The 19,933-nt window shown below is 65.2% G+C and carries 19 protein-coding genes; 15 read left to right on the top strand and 4 right to left on the bottom strand.

What is annotated here, in order from left to right; translation table 11 throughout:
- Window positions 1-56 precede the first annotated feature (56 nt).
- The 4 genes from thrS to pdxS all read left to right on the top strand — a co-directional run bounded on the left by thrS (window position 57) and on the right by pdxS (window position 4,314).
- The gene (gene thrS, locus NF551_RS09495) at window positions 57-2,069 is read left to right on the top strand and encodes a threonine--tRNA ligase (RefSeq protein WP_227895669.1); all 2,013 of its coding nucleotides are present in this window, start codon (window positions 57-59) and stop codon (window positions 2,067-2,069) included.
- Window positions 2,070-2,087: 18 nt separating this feature from the next.
- Window positions 2,088-2,699 (top strand): HIT family protein, encoded by a 612-nt coding sequence (locus NF551_RS09490; RefSeq protein ID WP_227895670.1) that lies wholly within the window; start codon window positions 2,088-2,090, stop codon window positions 2,697-2,699.
- Window positions 2,693-3,337, top strand: a complete 645-nt coding sequence (gene pgsA, locus NF551_RS09485) for a phosphatidylinositol phosphate synthase (RefSeq protein WP_227895671.1) — start codon at window positions 2,693-2,695, stop codon at window positions 3,335-3,337. The genes NF551_RS09490 and pgsA overlap by 7 nt, the downstream gene beginning before the upstream one ends.
- A gap of 65 nt (window positions 3,338-3,402) precedes the next feature.
- Window positions 3,403-4,314 (top strand): pyridoxal 5'-phosphate synthase lyase subunit PdxS, encoded by a 912-nt coding sequence (pdxS, locus tag NF551_RS09480; RefSeq protein WP_227895672.1) that lies wholly within the window; start codon window positions 3,403-3,405, stop codon window positions 4,312-4,314.
- 137 nt (window positions 4,315-4,451) lie between these two features.
- On the opposite strand, the gene NF551_RS09475 is transcribed toward pdxS, so the two are convergent.
- Both NF551_RS09475 and NF551_RS09470 read right to left on the bottom strand, forming a co-directional pair.
- Window positions 4,452-5,165: a GNAT family N-acetyltransferase gene (locus tag NF551_RS09475; protein WP_227895673.1), complete on the bottom strand. Its 714-nt coding sequence runs from the start codon at window positions 5,163-5,165 to the stop codon at window positions 4,452-4,454.
- A 4-nt stretch (window positions 5,166-5,169) separates the two neighbouring features.
- The gene (locus tag NF551_RS09470) at window positions 5,170-7,191 is read right to left on the bottom strand and encodes a M3 family metallopeptidase (RefSeq protein ID WP_227895674.1); all 2,022 of its coding nucleotides are present in this window, start codon (window positions 7,189-7,191) and stop codon (window positions 5,170-5,172) included.
- Window positions 7,192-7,317: 126 nt separating this feature from the next.
- Between NF551_RS09470 and NF551_RS09465 the strand changes: the two genes are divergently transcribed.
- From NF551_RS09465 to NF551_RS09455, 3 genes are all read left to right on the top strand, one after another.
- A complete protein-coding gene (locus NF551_RS09465) occupies window positions 7,318-8,556 on the top strand; it encodes a CapA family protein (protein ID WP_227895675.1) in 1,239 nt (412 codons plus the stop codon).
- 351 nt (window positions 8,557-8,907) lie between these two features.
- The gene (locus NF551_RS09460; protein ID WP_227895676.1) at window positions 8,908-9,600 is read left to right on the top strand and encodes a GNAT family N-acetyltransferase; all 693 of its coding nucleotides are present in this window, start codon (window positions 8,908-8,910) and stop codon (window positions 9,598-9,600) included.
- Window positions 9,503-10,048 (top strand): dihydrofolate reductase family protein, encoded by a 546-nt coding sequence (locus tag NF551_RS09455; RefSeq protein ID WP_227895677.1) that lies wholly within the window; start codon window positions 9,503-9,505, stop codon window positions 10,046-10,048. The genes NF551_RS09460 and NF551_RS09455 overlap by 98 nt, the downstream gene beginning before the upstream one ends.
- A 292-nt stretch (window positions 10,049-10,340) precedes the next feature.
- On the opposite strand, the gene NF551_RS09450 is transcribed toward NF551_RS09455, so the two are convergent.
- Window positions 10,341-11,081 carry a type 1 glutamine amidotransferase gene (locus tag NF551_RS09450; RefSeq protein ID WP_227895678.1) on the bottom strand — a complete coding sequence of 247 codons (741 nt, stop codon included), beginning with the start codon at window positions 11,079-11,081 and terminating at the stop codon, window positions 10,341-10,343.
- Window positions 11,078-12,346 carry a Mur ligase family protein gene (locus NF551_RS09445; RefSeq protein WP_227895679.1) on the bottom strand — a complete coding sequence of 423 codons (1,269 nt, stop codon included), beginning with the start codon at window positions 12,344-12,346 and terminating at the stop codon, window positions 11,078-11,080. The genes NF551_RS09450 and NF551_RS09445 overlap by 4 nt, the downstream gene beginning before the upstream one ends.
- A 66-nt stretch (window positions 12,347-12,412) precedes the next feature.
- Between NF551_RS09445 and pdxT the strand changes: the two genes are divergently transcribed.
- From pdxT to secF, 8 genes are all read left to right on the top strand, one after another.
- Window positions 12,413-13,120, top strand: a complete 708-nt coding sequence (gene pdxT, locus NF551_RS09440; RefSeq protein WP_227895680.1) for a pyridoxal 5'-phosphate synthase glutaminase subunit PdxT — start codon at window positions 12,413-12,415, stop codon at window positions 13,118-13,120.
- A 3-nt stretch (window positions 13,121-13,123) separates the two neighbouring features.
- On the top strand, window positions 13,124-13,879 hold the full coding sequence (locus NF551_RS09435; RefSeq protein ID WP_055240948.1) for a YebC/PmpR family DNA-binding transcriptional regulator: 756 nt from the start codon (window positions 13,124-13,126) through the stop codon (window positions 13,877-13,879).
- Window positions 13,880-13,886: 7 nt separating this feature from the next.
- On the top strand, window positions 13,887-14,495 hold the full coding sequence (gene ruvC, locus NF551_RS09430) for a crossover junction endodeoxyribonuclease RuvC (RefSeq protein ID WP_227895681.1): 609 nt from the start codon (window positions 13,887-13,889) through the stop codon (window positions 14,493-14,495).
- 83 nt (window positions 14,496-14,578) lie between these two features.
- Window positions 14,579-15,208, top strand: coding sequence for a Holliday junction branch migration protein RuvA (gene ruvA, locus NF551_RS09425; protein WP_227895682.1), 630 nt, complete (start codon window positions 14,579-14,581; stop codon window positions 15,206-15,208).
- A 1-nt stretch (window position 15,209) separates the two neighbouring features.
- Window positions 15,210-16,268: a Holliday junction branch migration DNA helicase RuvB gene (gene ruvB, locus NF551_RS09420; protein WP_341482266.1), complete on the top strand. Its 1,059-nt coding sequence runs from the start codon at window positions 15,210-15,212 to the stop codon at window positions 16,266-16,268.
- Window positions 16,269-16,464: 196 nt separating this feature from the next.
- Window positions 16,465-16,947, top strand: a complete 483-nt coding sequence (locus tag NF551_RS09415; RefSeq protein ID WP_227895683.1) for a preprotein translocase subunit YajC — start codon at window positions 16,465-16,467, stop codon at window positions 16,945-16,947.
- 87 nt (window positions 16,948-17,034) lie between these two features.
- On the top strand, window positions 17,035-18,873 hold the full coding sequence (gene secD / locus NF551_RS09410) for a protein translocase subunit SecD (protein WP_227895684.1): 1,839 nt from the start codon (window positions 17,035-17,037) through the stop codon (window positions 18,871-18,873).
- Window positions 18,873-19,895, top strand: coding sequence for a protein translocase subunit SecF (gene secF / locus NF551_RS09405; RefSeq protein WP_227895685.1), 1,023 nt, complete (start codon window positions 18,873-18,875; stop codon window positions 19,893-19,895). The genes secD and secF overlap by 1 nt, the downstream gene beginning before the upstream one ends.
- Window positions 19,896-19,933 lie beyond the last annotated feature (38 nt).

Below are 19,933 nucleotides of genomic sequence, written 5' to 3'. Positions count from 1 at the left end.
GACGCACGGACGAACCCGTGCGCAGGTGCCAGCACAAACGAATCTAGGAGACAAACGTGTCAGTGCCGGAACAGTTCACCCTCATCGTCGACGGCGAAGAGACCACGGTGGATACTGGCACCACAGGTGCTCAGCTCTTCTTTGAGCGCCGCGAGGTAGTCGTGATGCGGGTCGACGGCGTCCTGAAGGACCTCGACACCCCTCTCGCCCCGGGCCAGGGCATCGAAGCAGTGACCATCGATTCCGAAGACGGCCTGAACGTCCTGCGCCACTCCACCGCACATGTGATGGCCCAGGCCGTGCAGCAGCTGCGCCCGGACGCCAAGCTGGGCATCGGCCCGTACATCAAGGACGGCTTCTACTTCGACTTCGACGTCGCCGAGCCGTTCACGCCGGAGGACCTGAAGACCCTCGAGAAGATGATGCAGAAGATCGTCAACTCGAACCAGAAGTTTGTGCGCCGCGTGGTCACCGAGGACGAAGCCCGCGAAGCCATGGCGAACGAGCCGTACAAGCTGGAACTCCTGGGCAAGAAGGACGGCGCCGAGGAAGCAGGCGAGGGCGCAAACATCGAGGTTGGCGCCGGCGAGATCACCATCTACGACAACGTTGACCGCAAGTCCGGCGATGTTGTGTGGTGCGACCTGTGCCGCGGCCCGCACCTGCCCAACACGAAGCTGATCTCCAACGCCTTCGCGCTGACCCGTTCCTCCGCCGCCTACTGGCTGGGCAACCAGGCCAACCAGCAGCTGCAGCGCATCTACGGCACCGCCTGGCCCACCAAGGAGGCCCTGAAGGCCTACCAGGAACGCCTGGCCGAGGCCGAGCGCCGCGACCACCGCAAGCTGGGCACCGAACTGGACCTGTTCTCCTTCCCGGACGAGCTGGGTTCCGGCCTGCCGGTGTTCCACCCCAAGGGCGGCATCATCCGCAAGGCCATGGAGGACTACTCCCGCCAGCGCCACACCGAGGCCGGCTACGAGTTTGTCTACACGCCGCACATCACCAAGGGCCACCTGTACGAGGTTTCCGGCCACCTGGACTGGTACCGGGACGGCATGTTCCCTCCGATGCACGTGGATGAGGTCACCGACCCGGAGACCGGCGAGGTCACCAAGCCCGGCCAGGACTACTACCTGAAGCCGATGAACTGCCCCATGCACAACCTGATCTTCCGCTCCCGCGGACGGTCCTACCGTGAACTGCCGCTGCGGCTGTTCGAATTCGGCTCGGTCTACCGCTACGAAAAGTCCGGCGTGATCCACGGCCTGACGCGCGTGCGCGGCATGACCCAGGACGACGCCCACATCTACTGCACCCGCGAGCAGATGAAGGACGAGCTGACCAACACGCTGAACTTCGTGCTGGACCTGCTCAAGGACTACGGCCTGGACGACTTCTACCTGGAACTCTCCACCAAGGATCCGGAAAAGTACGTTGGCTCCGACGAGGTCTGGGAGGAAGCCACCCGCACCCTGGCCGAGGTCGCTGAGGCCTCCGGCCTGGACCTGGTGCCGGATCCCGGGGGAGCAGCGTTCTACGGACCGAAGATCTCCGTGCAGGCGCGTGACGCCATTGGCCGCACCTGGCAGATGTCCACCATCCAGCTGGACTTCAACCTGCCCGAACGGTTTGAGCTCGAGTACCAGGCCGCTGACGGCACCCGTCAGCGCCCGGTCATGATCCACCGCGCCCTGTTCGGTTCGGTGGAGCGCTTCATGGCGGTCCTGACCGAGCACTACGCCGGTGCGTTCCCCGCCTGGCTGGCTCCCGTGCAGGTCGTCGGCATCCCCGTTGCCGAAGCGTTCAACGACTACATGTACGACGTCGTGGACAAGCTCAAGGCCGCCGGCATCCGCGCCGAGGTGGACGCCGGCACCGACCGCTTCCCGAAGAAGATCCGCACCGCCTCCAAGGAGAAGATCCCGTTCGTCCTGATCGCCGGCGGCGAAGACGCCGAGGCAGGCGCGGTCTCCTTCCGCTTCCGTGACGGCAGCCAGGACAACGGTGTGCCCGTCGAAGAAGCCGTGAAGCGGATCGTCGAAGCTGTCCGGAACCGGGACAAGTAGCGGCGCGGGGGAGTCCAGATGGAAAGCCAGGAGCAGTATCCGCACGACGGCGAAGTGACGGATGAATTCGAACTCGCCGGAGTGCCGGATGCCTTCCAGCGGCTCTGGACCCCCCACCGCCTTGCCTACATCAAGGGCGGGCAGGAGCAGGTTTCCTCGGAAAACAACTGCCCGTTCTGCGCGGCGCCGTCGCACACCGATGAAGAAGCGCTGATCGTCCACCGCGGCAAGCACGCCTTCGTGATCCTGAACCTGTTTCCGTACAACGCCGGCCATCTACTGGTCTGCCCGTACCGCCACGTTCCGGACTACACGGATATCGACGTGGAGGAAACGGCGGAAATCGCAGCGCTCACGCAGACCGCGATGCGCGTTCTCCGCAAGGTATCCGCGCCTGCCGGCTTTAACCTGGGCATGAACCAGGGCACCGCCGGGGGAGCCGGTATCGCTGCCCACCTGCACCAGCACATCGTTCCGCGCTGGAGCGGCGACGGAAACTTCCTCCCGATCATTGCGCACACCAAGGCAATCACCCAGACCCTGGGCGAGGTACGGCAGCAGGTGGCCGATGCCTGGCCGGCCGAACCCGAGCCGTCCGCCGCAGAAACCGGTGGGTCCCAGGCGTGCTGAACAAATACGCCCGAGGGTTCTTCACCACGCTGTTCACCCCGCTGGCCACCTGGCTGATCAGGCACCGGGTCTCACCGGACGCCGTCACGATTATCGGTACGCTCGGCGTCATGATCGGCGGCCTGGTCTTCTACCCGCTGGGCCAGTTGTTCTGGGGAACGATCTTCATTCTGCTCTTTGTCTTCTCCGACGTCATTGACGGGATCATGGCCCGGCAGCAGGAACGCAAGGGCAAATGGGGTGCGTTCCTGGATTCCACGCTGGACCGGTTCGCCGACGGTTCCCTCTTCGCCGGCGTCAGCATCTGGTTCTTCACGGGCGGGGACAACGACGCGATCGGGATTGCGGCGCTCATTTGCCTGGTCCTGGGCATGCTGGTGTCCTACATCCGGTCCAAGGCCGAGTCCCTTGGCTTCGACGCCAACGTAGGCCTGGCCGAACGGGCTGAGCGGCTGGTCTTCCTGCTGACTGCCACCGGACTGGTGGGGTTGGGAGTGCCCGAACTGGTGCTCCTGGTAGTGCTCATTGCGCTGTGCCTGGCCAGCGGCGTCACGATCTTCCAGCGGATGAGCACGGTCCGGCGCCAGGCCGCCGCCGAGTTCATGGGCAAGGACCTCGGAAAAGATACGCAGCAATAGCCTCGGCGTGCGCTTCACGGGGCTTAGGATGGCCTTCTACCGCCGTCCTACCAGAGAGCTTCGCCATGTCTGAAGAAAACCCTTCCCAGCCAGCAGCTTCCACCGGAGGCAGCCGGGTCAAGCGCGGAATGGCTGAAATGCTCAAGGGCGGCGTGATCATGGACGTCGTCACCGCTGACCAGGCCAGGATTGCCGAGGACGCCGGTGCCGTTGCCGTCATGGCACTGGAACGGGTGCCCGCTGACATACGTGCCCAGGGCGGCGTCTCCCGCATGAGCGATCCGGACATGATCGACAGCATTATTGACGCTGTTTCGATTCCCGTCATGGCAAAGGCACGCATTGGCCACTTCGTTGAGGCGCAGGTGCTGCAGTCCCTCGGCGTCGACTACATTGACGAATCCGAAGTCCTCACGCCGGCCGACTACGCCAACCACATCGATAAGTGGAAGTTCACGGTTCCCTTCGTCTGCGGTGCGACGAACCTCGGTGAAGCCCTCCGCCGGATCAATGAGGGTGCGGCGATGATCCGTTCCAAGGGTGAAGCCGGAACCGGCGATGTATCCAATGCCACCATGCACATGCGGCAGATCCGCACCGAAATTGCCCGCCTGTCCTCCCTGCCGGAAGACGAGCTGTACGTCGCGGCCAAGGAGCTGCAGGCCCCGTACGAACTCGTGAAGGAAGTAGCTGCCTCCGGCAAGCTGCCCGTCGTGCTGTTCACTGCCGGCGGTATTGCAACGCCGGCCGACGCAGCCATGATGATGCAGCTGGGAGCCGACGGCGTCTTTGTCGGCTCGGGCATCTTCAAGTCCGGAAACCCGGCCGAGCGCGCCGCCGCGATCGTGAAGGCAACAACGTTCCACGACGATCCCGACGAAATCGCCAAGGCTTCCCGCGGTCTGGGTGAAGCAATGGTCGGCATCAACGTCGACGAGATCCCGCAGCCGCACCGCCTCGCCGAGCGCGGCTGGTAACGTACAGCACCTCCTTTTAAGGACAGCGGCCGGACCAGCACTCATGCTGGTCCGGCCGCTGTTCTGTGTCTCTGGTTTTCTGCTTCGCTCTGCTGCGTCCTGCGTCCTGCGTCCTGCGTCCTGCGTCCTGCTTCCCGCTAGCCGATCGCCATGGTGTAAGTCCGCCCCCGGCCCACCAGGGAGAAGCCGCGGGCAGCGCAAAGGTCCTGTCCCGGCGCCGTCGCGTTGACGATCAGGTCCTTCGCACCCGCGGCTTCGGCAGCAGCAGCGGCGGAACTCAGCAAAGCCGTTCCGAAGCCGCGCCGCCGGCTCGACGCTCCGACAGCCAGGGAAAAGATTCCGCCGACCTCGGACAGCCCGGCAATCCCGCTGGGATAAAAGGCGTAGGCCCGCCCGGTCATGCGGGCGGAATCACGGGCAGCGATATGCCAGGCCTGCCGCGGCTGCGAATGCCCGACCCGCAGCTCCTCGGCATCTGCGCCGGAGACCTCCGGCGGCTGGATCTCCACCGCGGCGGCCGTGCCGGGCCACGCCTGCGGTGCCTGCACGGGTGCCGTCATCCAGCAGGTCTGCGGGCCGCGGTGGAAGCCGAAAGCCTCCAGCGGTGCGGGGTCCACGGACCCGCCCAGCCACGCCGTAACTGAGGAAGCCCCGAGCCGGGATCCTTCAGCCAGTCCGGGACGGATTCCTGCAGCCGAGATTTCGTCCGGGAACATCAGCATGAGCTGGCGGCGAGCCGGAAGCCACACCCAGCGTGACTCATGTGTTCCGAACGAGCGGCCGCCTGTGGCTGATGCCAGGGCGGTAAACCAGGCATGCTGCAGGCGCTGGCAAGACGCGATCGTTGCCATGGCCTCAGGACAGTCCTCGGCGGGCCAGCAGCGGGCCGATTTCCGCGTCCCGGCCCCGCAGGTTGCGGAAGGACTCCAGGGGATCGGCCGAGTAGCCCTTCGAAAGCAGCTTGCTGCGGAACGCATCGCCGTTCGCGCGCGTCAGACCGCCGTTTTCCCTGAACCACTCCACCGTGTCGGCGTCGAGTACTTCGCTCCAAATGTAGGAGTAGTACGCAGCCGAATAGCCGCCCGCGAAAATGTGCTTGAAGTATCCGGTCCGGTAGCGCGGCGGCACCAGCGGGAGGCTGACTCCTGAGTCGGCCAGGGCTTTTTCTTCGAAGGCTTCCGGATCCGTTACCGCTTCGCCCGCGGACAGTTCGTGCCAGGCGAGATCAAGCAGGGTGGCTCCCAGGTACTCCGTGGTGCGAAAGCCCTCGCCCCAGAGCGATGAAGCATGAATCCGGTCGAGGGTTTCCTGCGGAAGCGGTTCGCCGGTTTGGTAGTGGCGGGCGAAGTTGGCTGCCACCTCGGGCCAGAGCATCCACATCTCGTTGACCTGCGAGGGGTATTCCACGAAGTCCCGCGGCACGGCGGTTCCGGAGAACAAGGGGAATTCGACGTCGGAGAACAAACCGTGCAGGGCATGGCCGAATTCATGGAAGGCGGTGACGACCTCGTCGAAGGTCAGCAGCGCCGGTTCGCCTTCGGAAGGACGGGAGATGTTGAGGTTGTTCACCACAACCGGTTTCCTGCCCAGAAGCCGGGACTGGGACACCAATTCGTTCATCCAGGCGCCGCCGCTCTTGGTCTCCCGCGTGAAGTAGTCGCCCAGGAACAGGCCAAGTCCGCTGCCGTCCTGATCCCGGACTTCCCAGATCCGGACGTCAGGATGGTAGCCGGTGAGGTCCGGGCGTTCGGTGAAGGTGATCCCGTACAACTGGTTGGCGGCAAAGAAAACGCCGTCGTTCAGGACCCGGTCCAGCTCGAACCAGGGACGCAGCGCATCCAGGTCCACGGCGAATTCTTCCCGCCTGACCTGCTCGGAGTAGTAGGCCCAGTCCCACGGCTGCAGCTCATGGATTCCGTCCCTCGAAGCCGCAACCTGCAGCTTCTGCGCCTCCGCGCCGGCATTGCGGACCGCCGGGGGCACCAGTTTGGAGAGCATGTCATGGACGGCACCGATCGTAGGTGCGGTCTGGTCCCCGACGGCGTATTCGGCGTGGCTGTCGTAGCCCAGCAGGGCTGCACGCTCGGCGCGGAGGGCTGCCATCTCGGCGGCGATGCCAAGGGTGTTCCCGTCGTTGTCCCGGAAACCCCGATTGACCGAGGCTTCAAAAAGCCGCTGCCGGGTGCTGCGGTTCTTCAACCGTGCCAACGCGGGCTGCGGTGTTGCCAGGATCAGGGACAGAAGGTACTTCGAGCCGGACCCCGCCTCGCCGGCAGCTGCGGCCGCGGCGGCGATGTCATCGGGGGAGAGGCCCTGCAGCTCGGACTCGTCATCCACCGCCAGGGCGGACTCATTGGTGTCGGCCAGCAGTTTCTGCGAGAACGCCGTCCCCAGTTCCGCCAGGCGGGTATTCAGCTCACGCATCCTGGCCTTGCCGGCGTCGTCCAGTGCGGCGCCGGCGCGCAGGAACCTGCGCCGGTATTCAGCCAACAGCCTGGCAGACTCATCGTCCAACCCGTCCCCGGGCACGGAGCTGACGCGTTCGAAGAGCGCGGAGTCCTGGTAGATGGCATCTTCGTGGGCCGAAAGGAGCGGGCCCACCTGCTTCTGAACTTCCTGGACCTCGGCCGTGGCGTGGGACATCGCCGCGTTGAAGAACACAGCGGAGGTCCTTGAGAGGATCTGGCCGGACCGCTCCAGCGCGGCAATGGTGTTCTCGAAGGTTGCCCGTTCCGGACAGGCGGTGATGGCGTCGATCTCCGAACGCTGTTCTTTCATCCCGGCTTCAAAAGCAGGGATGAAATCCTTGGCGGCGATGGCCGTGAAATCCGGCAGTTCATACGGCAGGGCGCTGGGTGAAAGAAGGGCATTGCTCATGAAAACCAAGACTTTCATACGCGCCCCCGCGCAACCAGCCGACGGGCCGCGTATGCTCATCCCTGACCACCAGAAGGTACCCGCACGGGTGCTCCGCAGGCGGTCACGAGTGTTCCGGGGGGAACGATGAAGACGACAGTTTGGACCGCCGCCAAACTCGCGGCAACTGCCCTGGCCCTTGGACTGGCACTGACCTCGTGCACCGCGTCCTCCGGAGACGAGGAGACGCCGTCCGCTGCAGCGCCGTCCACGACGTCACAAGCTCCAAGCCAAACGCCCGAACCGGTTGTGACACCGGGAGCCGGCGCCGAATGTCCGGGCATCCGCTGCACTACCGTGATGCTCGCCGGTGACCTGCTGGTGCATCCGCAGCTCTGGGACCAGGCCGCCGCCGATGCGCGGGCGGGTGGAAAACAGCCGCTGGACTTCGAACCCCTGCTGGAGGGTATGCGCGCCTACGTCGCTGGCTCCGACCTGGCCGTCTGCCACATGGAAACCCCCGTTGCCGAAGCGGACGGACCGTACGCCGGGTATCCCATGTTCAACGTACCGCCGCAGATCCTGACAGCGGCTGCCGCCGTCGGATACCAGGCCTGCACGACGGCCAGCAACCACACCATCGACGCCGGCACTGAGGGGCTGAACAGAACGCTGTCGGTCCTGGACTCGCTGGGACTGGAACACACCGGATCCTACGCATCGGAGGAGGACTCCCAGGTCCCGCTGATCATGGACACGTCCGGGGCCCGGATCGGCATTGTTGAAGCGACCTACGGTTTGAACGGACTGGTCGCCGAGTACCCCTGGCAGGTGGACATGCTGGACGCCGAAGACATGATCCAGCGGGCCAAGGCTGCACGCGAACAGGGGGCAGACCTCGTCATCGGGGCGATTCACGCGGGCGACGAGTATGCTTCCGCACCCAACAGCCAGCAGATGGAAACCGCCCACGCCCTGGCCGACAGTGGAGAGTTCGACCTGATCTACGGCCACCACACCCACTCCGTGCTGCCGATCGAGAACTACAACGGCACCTGGATCATCTACGGCCTGGGCAATGCCGTCACGGAGCTCTCGCCCTGGTACGCGGTGAACAACGAGGGCCTGATCGTGAGGGCGCAGTTCGTCCAAGAGGACGACGGAGCCGACTGGCGCGTTTCCGACCTGGCCTGGGCGCCGTCCGTCATTGTGCGCGACCCGTACCGCTGGTGCTCCGTGGCAGCTGACCTGCCGCAGGGGCCGTGTGCTTCAGAAGGGCAGCAGGCCGAGGTACGCCAGCGGACGGTTTCCGTCGTGGAGTCGATGGGGGCGGGCGAGGATGGGGCGCGCGAATGGCTGGTGTCGGAGGATGTGGCGAAGCGGTGAGCTTTGGCCGTCCACTGGCCGGGTCCGCGGCGGGCCGGACCGCCGCGGGTGCCGCCGCGGCCGGACCGCCGCAGGCCGGACCGGAACGGCGGCAACGAAACTCCCTGCTCGCAGGGCTCGCAGAGAGTATTAAAGCCGCCTAACCCGGACCGGCCTGCGGCTGCGTGGGTGCCAGCGGGACGCATCCGTCGCCTGGCCCGGTGTGGACTGTGGGTGCGTAGGTACCGGCGGCAGTCGCACGGCCCGGTGTGGTCTGTTAGTGCGTGGGTGCCCCGGCGGACAGCGGGGGGGGGGGCGGTACGGAATCTTGGGCCGTGAAGGGACAGCTGCTGTTAGCCTCGGCTGGTGAGAATGACGCTACGACCCTGGCAGCCGGATGATGCAGCCTGCCTGTTCGCTGCTGTCCAGTCGACTCCTGATCTGGATACCCAGTTGGACCGCTCGGCCGTCCATGACGTGGACGCCGCAATGGCTTTTATCCGCTCCACGTTGGCTTGGGACCCGGACTCCGGTATGTGCAGCTTCGCCATCGATGTGGACGGACGGGCAGTCGGAAACGTTGGGCTCAGCCACATAGATCGCCGGCACCGCACAACCTGGCTCGCGTACTGGATTGCCAGTGATGGCCGAGGACTTGGACTCGCCGGGCGTGCTGCTGCGGGTGTGGCGAGCTGGGCTTTTCAGGAGCTCGACCTGTTCCGGATTGAGCTGGGGCACCGGCTGAATAACCCGGCGTCCTGTGCCGCGGCAAAGCGGGCTGGTTTTCTTCCTGAGGGGATAGAACGGTCAAAGGCTGGAGTACGGAGGCGTGCGTTTCGATGTGGAAACACATGCCCGGCTCGCCACCGATCCTGCTCCTGCGCTGGATCTCGCGGCCGTCAGCCTGTAGAACGGCCTGCAACTAAGCGCCGCCTGGTCCAACGGCTGGCCGAAAAAGGAGCAGGCAATGGCAAACGTGCTGATTCATGCAACGGTGACGCTCGACGGGTACATGGCAGATCCGGACGACGGAGTGGACTGGATGTTCGACGTCGATGCGGGTGACGAGGACACCGCACTGGTGAACCGCGTTGTCGGCGAGATCGGCGCCGTCGTCGGTGGCGCTAACCGGGCCCGGACAGTCGAAGACGGTGAAGAGCCCTACGGCGGCCTGCCGGGAGTGCCGGTCTATCTGATGACGCATGAGGCGCAGGAACCCGTGGTCAAGGACGGGGTGAAGTACACGTTCGTCGTCGATGACATCGCCGGTGCTGTCGACATGGCCATGGCTGACGCCGGGGACAAAACGGTGAGCCTGCTGGGCGGCAAGATCTCCCGTCAGTGCCTGCAGCGCGGACTCGTGGACGAAATCCAGCTTCACGTCGTTCCGATCCTGCTGGGTGCCGGCATCTCGCTGTTTGAAGGGCTGAACCAACGGATCAACCTTGAGCTGGTGGAGAACGCGTCGTTCGGCAACGGCGGCGTGCATCTGCGGTACCGGGTTCTTCGTTAGGTCCTGCTGCTCCGGGGCGGGCGGCTCCGCCACAGTCCGGCTCCACCGGGCGGGCCGGAACGGCGGCAACGAAACTCCTTCGCTCGCAGAGCTCGCTTGGAGTATTAAAGCCGCCTAACCCGGCCCGTCCGGCGGTCTCGAGGCGTCACCTTACGGGGTTGGCGTGCACAGATCCCCACTGCTTGTGGCGGGTGGTGCCTGCTGGGGTCCCATTTGTCACAGGGGTAACGAGGGGTGGGAAGCGCGGCAGCCGGAGGGAGAGAATCCGCATCGGGGAGACCCCCGGCACAAACTACCGGGGGCGGTTGGCAGCGTGGGAGCGGGCCAGTTCGGACAAGCGGGCCAGTTCGGCAAGGTCCGCATCAGGGACGGGGGCCGGTTCATAGGAACCGTAGCGCCGGGTGACGGCCTGCTCAATCAGGAAGTCAGCAATGGCCGGGTTCTTGGGCAGCAGTGAACCGTGGAGGTAGCTGGCCACGACGTTCTGGTAGCGGGCACCCTCGGTATCGTCCTTGGTGTTGTTGCCTTCACCCTTGCGGACCAGCGCCATGGGTTTCGCATCCGGGCCCAGGAAGGTCTGCCCGCTGTGGTTCTCGTAGCCGTGGATGTCACCGAACTCATCGCTGACCGAGTGCACATTGCCGATCAGCCGGTCCGGACCGCCGTGCGTTTCAATGTCCAGCACACCGATGCCCGGGATGAGGACGCCGTCGTGGGTTTTGAAGAACCGGCCGAAGAGCTGGTAGAGCCCGCAGATCACCAGCATTGGCAGGCCGTCGTCGGCCAGGCGGCGCAGCGTGGGCGCCAGGGCCTGCAGGTCCTGCTGGATCACCACCTGGCCGCTGTCCTGCCCGCCGCCGCCCACAATGAGGTCGACGTCGGCAGGGAACTCGTCGCCGGGGTTGTACTCGGTGACAACCGGGTTGTAGCCCTGCCATTTCAGGCGCTGCTTCAGGACCAGGACGTTGCCCCAGTCGCCGTAAATGTTCATGTCCCGCGGATAAAGCTGCAGGATGTGGATGTCGCGGCTCATGAGACCACCTCAACCTTCGTGATCTTGGAGAGTTCCCGGCGTACGGCGAGCATGGCCGTGTAGGTGCAGAAAATCCGCATGGGCTGGCTTCCCGCCGAGGAGATGAATTTCGCCAGCGCATCGGGAATGTCAGTGTCGACGCCGCGGACGGGAACGTCGTCGTACTTCAGGCGCAGCGCCATGTCATAGGCGCGGACGCCCGTCACCATGTCGACGCCGCCGGACAGCGTGTCGAAGTCCACGTCCCACAGCCAGGACATGTCGCGGCCGTCGGCGTAGTTGTCATTGATCGCAATCATGGTGGCGTAGCCGTGCGCCGCGAAGGACTTCAGGCCCAGGCGGAAGCCCGAGGGGTTCTTCACGAGCACCAGTTCCAGCGGCGACCCGTTCACGGTCAGCGATTCCCCGCGCCCGAACGCCGGTTCCACCTTGGCCAGGGACTCGAACAGCTTGGCACGGTCTGCCTTCGGCCCGAGGATCTGCCGGGCAAAGGCCAGGGCGGCGGCAGCGTTGAAGATGTTGTACACGCCGCGGAGCTTCAGCCCGGTGGTGGTGGGGGTTCCGTCCACCACGAAGTCAGCGTCAGCTTCGGCAACGCGCGTCAGCACCACGTCGGCGGGCTGGGCAGCGGCGATGGCTTCGGAGCGTGATCCGCGCATCTCGTCGTCGTTCGGGAAGGTGCTGCGCAGCGACGCGTCAAGCCCGAAGTACGTCACTTTCTGGCTGGTCAGCGAATCGGCAATCGACGCGACCCTGGGATCCTCACGGTTCAGGACCACGGTGTCGGTCGTCGCCAGGGCTATCTGCTCCAGCAGGCGGGTGGTCTTGTCTATCTCGCCGAACCGGTCCAGCTGGTCGCGCAGGACATTGAGCAGGAGGGCGTAGCGCGGTTGGATCAGCTTCACGAAGTGAACAGCGTGCGCTTCATCGAGTTCCAGCACCGCAATGTCAGCATCAAGGCGGCCGCGCAGGTTCACCTCACCGAGCAGCGCGGCAGCTACGCCGCGGGTGAAGTTGCTTCCCGTGCGGTTGGTGAAGACCTTCAGGCCCTGGCCTTCGAGCAGTTCCACCACCATTTTGGTGGTGGTCGTCTTGCCGTTGGTTCCTGACACGACGGCGACGCCGAGGGGCAGGGTGGAGAGCGTCCGGCGGATAAAATCCGGGTCGATCTTCTCCACCACCAGGCCGGGAAGGGCGGACCCTCCGCCGCGCAGCCGTGAGGCGCCGCGGACCAGTTTGCCGACCAGGATGGAGAAAGAACTCATGGATACCGAATATATCCCACGGTCACTAACCGGACCGGAAGGCACCCGGCAACCTAGACTGGTCAAATGACCGAGATCACCACCAGGGCCACCGCTGCACCGCTGGTGGGAGTGCTTGCCCTGCAGGGCGGTGTCCGCGAACACGTCCAGGCGCTGGAAGCAGCCGGCGCACGGACCATTCCGGTCCGGCGGGCGTCCGAACTCGATGCCCTGGACGGGCTGGTCCTGCCCGGCGGGGAATCCACCACGATCGACAAACTCATGCGGCTCTACGGCATTGCCGAGCCGCTGCGGGCAAAAATCCGGGATGGGTTTCCGGTCTATGGCTCCTGTGCGGGCATGATCCTCCTGGCGGACCGGATCACGGACCCGGCCCTGGACGCAGCGGGTGAACCTCAGCAGACCCTTGGCGGCCTGGACCTGACAGTCCGGCGCAACGCCTTTGGCCGCCAGCGTGAGTCGTTCGAGACCACCCTGGACTTCGATGGGCTCCAGGACCTCCCCTCGCAGGAGCCGGGACAGCCGGCTGCGCCTGTGCACGCAGTTTTCATCCGCGCACCGTGGGTTGAGAAGGTAGGCTCCTCGGTGCAGGTCCTGGCGAAGGTCCTCCCGCAGGCGGCCTCCACGGAAGCCATCGCTAAGGGGAGGGATTCAGTCGCTAGAATTGTCGCAGTGCGTTCGGGGAAACTGCTGGCCACCTCGTTCCATCCGGAGGTAACGGGGGAGCGCCGCATCCACGAACTATTTATCCAGATGATCAGAGGAGACGCGTAAAGCATGTCGGGCCACTCGAAATGGGCAACCACCAAGCACAAAAAGGCCGTAATTGATGCCAAGCGTGCCAAGTCCTTTGCCAAGCTGATCAAGAACATCGAAGTAGCCGCCCGTGCCGGCGGCGCTGACATGGCCGGCAACCCCGGCCTGGAACTGGCCGTGCAGAAGGCCAAGAAGACCTCGGTCCCCATCGACAACATCAACCGTGCCGTCAAGCGCGGCGCCGGGCTCCTGGGCGAAGCCGTCGACTACCAGACCATCATGTACGAAGGCTACGGGCCCCAGGGCACTGCTCTGCTGATCGAGTGCCTCACCGATAACAAGAACCGCGCCGCTTCCGAGGTGCGCCTGGCCGTTACGCGCAACGGCGGCAACATGGGCGACCCGGGTTCGGTCGCCTATATGTTCACCCGCAAGGGCGTGGTCACCCTTCCGAAGAAGGACCTCACCGAAGACGACCTGCTGATGGCGGTGCTCGACGCCGGGGCTGACGAGGTCAAGGAAGCGGGCGAGAACTTCGAGATCATCTCCGAAGCCGCGGACCTGCGGGCCGTCGTTGCTGCCCTCGAGGAAGCCGGAATCGAGTACGACACCGACGAAGCAGAGTTCCTGCCCTCCATGCACGTGGAACTCGATGCAGACAACGCCCGGAAGTTCATGAAGCTGGTCGACGCGGTGGAGGACCTGGACGACGTCCAGAACGTCTACTCCAACGCGGACATTTCAGCAGACGTCCTCGCACAGCTCGAAGAAGACTGAGCACCGCGTGCCTCTCCGGGTCCTGGGAGTTGACCCGGGACTGACCCGCTGCGGATTGGGCGTCGTGGACGTCGAAGGCAACCGGCGTGCCACCCTGGTGGCCGTCGGTGTCGCGGGGACCGAAGCCGGTACAGCGCTGGACGCGCGGCTGCTGGCGATCTCCGAAGCCATTGAGCTGTGGCTGGATACGCACTCCCCGGACGTTCTTGCCGTGGAACGGGTGTTCAGCCAGCTCAATGTGTCCACGGTGATGGGCACGGCCCAGGCCTCCGGCGTCGTTATTGCTGCCGCTGCCCGCCGTGGAATTCCGGTGGCGCTCCATACCCCGACCGAGGTGAAAGCCGCGGTGACCGGCTCCGGCTCTGCCAACAAGGAAGCCGTGGGACGCATGGTGACCAAGATTCTGCGGCTCACCGAAATGCCGCGGCCGGCCGACGCCGCCGATGCGCTGGCGCTGGCCATCACCCATGCGTGGCGGCGCGGCGCGCTTGGACCGGGGCAGGCAGCCACGCAGGGATCGGCCTCCTCCGGCGGCGGTCCGGTGCAGGGCGGGCTGACTGCGGCGCAGCGGCTTTGGGCCGAGGCCGAGGCCAAGGCAAAACGCGCCCGCTTCTAAAGTGCCGGAAATGCCTGCCGGACCAGTAGGCTGTTCGTAGATATGTTCTATTCTGCAATCGGATCAATGCACGGAGTCTCCCCATGATCGCCTCGCTGCGCGGTGTTGTATCGCACGTCGGCCCTTCTTCCGCCGTCCTCGACGTCAACGGCATCGGCATGCTCGTCCAGGCGACGCCGCAAACCCTCTCAGGGCTCCGGCCCGGGGCGGAAGCACAGGTGCACACGGCGCTGATCGTGCGTGAGGACTCCATGACGCTCTTCGGGTTCGCGGATCCGGGGGAGCGGGAAGTATTCGAGGCGCTGCTCAGCGTCAGCGGGGTGGGCCCCCGGCTGGCCCTGGCAGTCCTGGCGGTGCACAGCCCGGAGGCTATCCGGGTGGCCGCGTCCACCGGGGACGACAAGGCATTCAGCAAGGTGTCCGGCATCGGTCCCAAAGGGGCGCGCCGGATTGTGCTGGAACTGGCGGACAAGCTGGTGCCGCACGGCACCGAGGAAGCTCCCGCCGGCGTCCCGGCCTGGAATGACCAGGTGCTCTCCGCCATGACCGGCCTGGGCTGGTCGGAGAAGGACGCCGCAGCAGCAGTGGACGCCACCGCTGCGGAGCATCCCGACGCCGCAGCCTCCGGCAACGTAGCGGAGATCCTCCGCCTGACGCTCAGGCGTCTTGGCCAGGACGGCACCCGCCGGGCACCGCAGAAGCAGGCCGGCTAGAGTGTCTTCCGCCGAAACGCTCACCACACCGACGCCGGACCCCGACGACAAGGCCGTCGAAGCCGCGCTGCGCCCCAAGAACCTTGACGACTTCGTGGGCCAGAAGCGCGTCCGCGAACAGCTCTCACTGGTGCTGGAAGCATCCCGGCTGCGCGGACGGAGCGCAGACCACGTCCTGCTTTCCGGGCCGCCGGGTCTGGGCAAGACCACCCTGTCCATGATCATTGCCGCCGAGATGAATGCACCGCTGCGGATCAGCTCCGGCCCAGCGATCCAGCACGCAGGCGATCTCGCCGCCATCCTCTCCTCCCTCACGGAGGGCGAGGTGCTCTTCCTGGACGAAATCCACCGCATGTCCCGTCCCGCCGAGGAAATGCTGTACATGGCGATGGAAGACTTCCGCGTGGACATCGTGGTGGGCAAGGGCGCAGGCGCGACGGCGATCCCGCTCGACCTCCCGCCGTTCACCCTGGTCGGCGCCACCACCCGCGCCGGCCTGCTTCCCGGCCCCCTGCGCGACCGTTTCGGCTTCACCGGCCACCTGGAGTTCTACTCCACGGCCGAGCTGGAACTGGTCCTGCGCCGCTCCGCCATGCTCATGGACATGAAGGTGAACTCGGCGGGCTTTGCGGAGGTCGCCGGCCGGTCCCGCGGTACGCCGCGAATTGCCAACCGCCTGCTGCGCCGTGTGCGTGACTGGGCGCTCGTGCACGGCATCGACCAGATCGACGCGCGCTCTGCCGGGGCCGCACTGGACATGTATGAGGTGGACGCCCGCGGCCTGGACCGGCTGGACCGCTCCGTGCTCCATGCGCTGGTCACCAAGTTCGGCGGGGGACCGGTGGGACTTTCCACCCTGGCCATCGCCGTCGGGGAAGAACCGGAGACTGTCGAGACGGTCGCCGAGCCGTACCTGGTCCGCGAAGGACTGCTGGGCAGGACACCGCGGGGCCGGATTGCGACACGCGCGGCCTGGGAACACCTCGGGCTGCAGATGCCCGACGCCGCCGCGCAGCTCCTGCCGGATCTGCCGGTTTCGGGTACTTCCGGGGAGAACTAAGCCGGGATGCAAACGCCGCCGAAGAGATGCAGAATGAAACTTAAGCGGCTGGCGCTGCGTTGTCCCTTAGACTGATCAAACGCTTGCGCCCTCCGGCGTGCCCTCCTGCCTGCGCAGGGTGGGCAGCCCGGAGCGGCAGGCAGCCGCGCAAGATCGACTAACCGACCTTTACACCGCAACAGAAACGGAACCCTTCGTGTTCTTGAATGTCTTGGCCCAGACCAGCGAAAACACCAACCAGGGTGGTTTTGACCTGACGAGCCTTCTTCTGCCCGTTCTTCTTGGCCTGTTCATCATCATGATGTTCCGAAAGCAGAAGAAGACCCAGAAGACCGTCCAGGAGCAGCGGACCCAGATGGTTCCGGGCACCGAGGTCATGACGCAGTTCGGCCTGTTCGGCACCATCGTCTCCGTCGACCAGGAAGAGAACAAGGCCGTCCTGGAACTCTCGCCCGGCAACACCGCAACCATCCACCTGCAGGCCCTCACTAAGGTGGTCACGACGACTCCGGTGGAAGAAGAGACGGAAACCGTCGTACCGGATGATGCTTCGTCCCTGACCGGTGAAACTCCGCGCACGGAAACTGCTGACGCCGCACGCGACGACGCTGCCGCGCAGGAGGAGACTGCCGAGGAAACTCTCGAGCGCCTGAACCGCGAGAACAAGAAAGACAACTAGACTCTCCGAGGGCCTGCGGCTTCACTGATGCCGCGGGCCCGCCGGACCACACTGTCTCCGGCGCTTACGCCCTAAAGGAAAACCCTTATGCCTCGAAACGGCTCCGGCCCGGCCGCGAAAAAGACGCTCATTTGGTTGGGCGTCCTTTTTGCTGCCCTGGCCCTTTTGCTCGGCGGCGGCTCCATGTGGAGCAACGCCACCTGGACTCCGAAGCTTGCCCTGGACCTTGAGGGCGGCACCCAGATGATCCTCGCCCCGAAGGTTACCGGCGGTGATACGCAGATCAGCCAGGAGCAGCTCGACCAGGCTGTGGAGATCATCCGCCAGCGGGTGGACGGAAGCGGTGTCTCCGAAGCGGAGATCACCACGCAGTCCGGCCGCAACGTCGTCGTCTCGCTCCCGGGTACGCCTTCCGCTGAAACCCGTGCGTTGATCCAGGCCTCGGCTGCCATGGAGTTCCGCTCGGTGATCCTGGGCGGGCCCGGACAGGCTCCTGCCGCGGAGACGCCGACGCCGGATGACCAGCTGCCGGCACCCACGGCCGAGCCGGAAAACGGTTCGGACATGAACTGGGTTACGCCTGAGCTGTACAAGGAATTCGAGAGCACCAACTGCCTGGACCCGGCAGCGCTTGAAGCCTCCGTTGAGCCCGCCCCCGCGGACCAGGCCATGGTTGCCTGCGAGCCGGGCACCGCCGGCAAGTACATCCTCGGTCCGGTGGAGGTCCCCGGATCCATGCTGGAAGACGCCAGCTTCGGGATGGCCCAGACCGGCCAGGGCCAGTCCCTGAACGAGTGGGCAGTCAACCTGGACTTCAACGGCGAAGGTACGGAGAAGTTCCGGGCCGTCTCGGAGCGTCTGCTGACCTTCGGTGACGGAAGCCCGCAGAACCAGTTCGCCATTGTGCTCGACGGCCAGGTCATCTCCGCACCGTCGATGAACGTGCTGATCACGGACGGCAACGCACAGATCACGGGCCAGTTCACCCAGGAGAGCGCAAAGGCGCTTTCCGAGCAGCTGAAGTACGGCGCCCTGCCCATCAGCTTCGACATCCAGAGCGAACAGCAGGTTTCCGCGACCCTCGGTGCCGACCAGCTCCGCATGGGCCTGGTCGCCGGCATCATCGGCCTGATCCTCGTGGCGGTGTACTCACTGTTCCAGTACCGGGCGCTGGGCTTCGTGACGATCGCGTCCCTGGTTGTCGCCGGCGTCCTGACTTACCTGGCCATCGCGATCCTCGGCTGGTCCCACAACTACCGGCTGTCACTGGCCGGCGTCGCAGGCCTGATTGTGGCCATCGGCCTCACAGCCGACTCGTTCATCGTCTACTTCGAACGAATCCGCGATGAGCTGCGTGACGGCAGGGGACTGGTGTCCGCCGTGGACAACGGCTGGAAGCGTGCCAAGCGCACCGTCCTGGCCTCCAAGGCAGTGAACCTGCTGGCCGCCGTCGTGCTCTACTTCGTGGCTGTCGGCAACGTCCGCGGCTTCGCATTTACGCTCGGCCTTACGGCTATCGCCGACCTCATCGTCGTCTTTATGTTTACGCACCCGGTGATGGTCCTCCTGGCCAAGACCAAGTTCTTCGGCAAGGGCCACAAGTGGTCCGGACTGGACGCAACACGTCTTGGTGCAGTCCCGGTCTACCGGGGCGCAGGACGCCTGCGCGAGCCGGCGCCTGCAGGTGATGCAGCTGCGAATACCTCCGGGTCCGCGGCAGCACCGGCCGCGGCCAAGGGCAAGAACAAGGGCGCAGCACGCGAGGCTGAACGCCGCATGACCATCGCCGAGCGCCGTGCAGCCGAGGCTGCCGCCCAGCGTGAGGCCGATGGCGGCAAGAGCTCCACGGCCGCAGCGCCGGACGAGCAGAACAAGCAGGATTCCATGGCCGGTCCCGGCCGCGATGCGGAAAAGGAGGGCAACTGATGAGCGAGCTCCCCAGATTCGCCAGGTTCGGCAATGAGCTTTACACCGGCAAGCGCTCCTACAACTTCGTGGGCCGTTACAAGCTGTGGTTTATCGTCGCAGCTGCCGCCATTCTGCTCTCGATCCTGATTCCCGTCGTCAAGGGCGGGTTCAATCTCGGCATCGACTTCAGGGGCGGTTCCGAATTCACCGTCTCGGGCGTGGAAAACACCGAGGTCTCCGTGGGCGAAGAAGCGGTAGCCGGCGTCGTCTCCGGCTCCGATCCCCGGGTCACCAACATTTCCCCGGGCACCATGCGGATCCAGACAGAGGAACTCAGCGACGACGAGACGCTCGAGGTCAAGGCCGCACTGGCCGAGGACTACGGCGTCACCGAAGACAACGTGACCTCTACGTTCATAGGTCCTACCTGGGGCAATGACGTCAGCCGCCAGGCGTTGGTAGGCCTCGTCGTCTTCGTGGCCCTTGCCGCCATCTTGATGGCACTGTACTTCCGCACCTGGAAAATGTCCCTCGCGGCGGTCACCGGACTGCTCGCCGTCATGATCACGACGGCGGGGCTCTACTCACTCAGTGGATTCGAGGTGACGCCGTCGGCGATCATCGGCTTCCTGACCGTGTTGAGCTACTCGCTGTATGACACCGTGGTGGTCTTCGACAAGATTCGGGAGAACACGGCGAACCTGGAGAAACAGACCAAGCGGACGTTCGCGGAACAGGTGAACCTGGCGGTCAACCAGACCCTGGTGCGGTCCATCAACACGTCCGTGGTGGCAGTGCTTCCCGTGGCGTCCGTGTTGTTCATCGGTGCCTACCTCCTGGGCGCCGGCACCCTGAAGGACCTGTCGCTGGCCCTGTTCATCGGCATCATCCTGGGCACCCTGGGAACTTTGTTCGTGGCGGCACCGCTTTATGCTTGGCTGCGCCGGAAGGAACCGGAGATCGTCAAGCAGGCCAAGCGCGTCAATGACCAGCGCGCACACAGCGCCCGTTCGGCTGCAGTTCCCACCGCAGCAACGTAGGGCTTCCAGCTGGGCTCAACCGCCGGTTCCGTTCCTTC

Origin of the sequence: Arthrobacter caoxuetaonis (assembly GCF_023921125.1) — a bacterium.
Classification (GTDB): Bacteria; Actinomycetota; Actinomycetes; order Actinomycetales; family Micrococcaceae; genus Arthrobacter_B; species Arthrobacter_B caoxuetaonis.
This window is presented reverse-complemented; position numbering and strand designations above follow the sequence as displayed.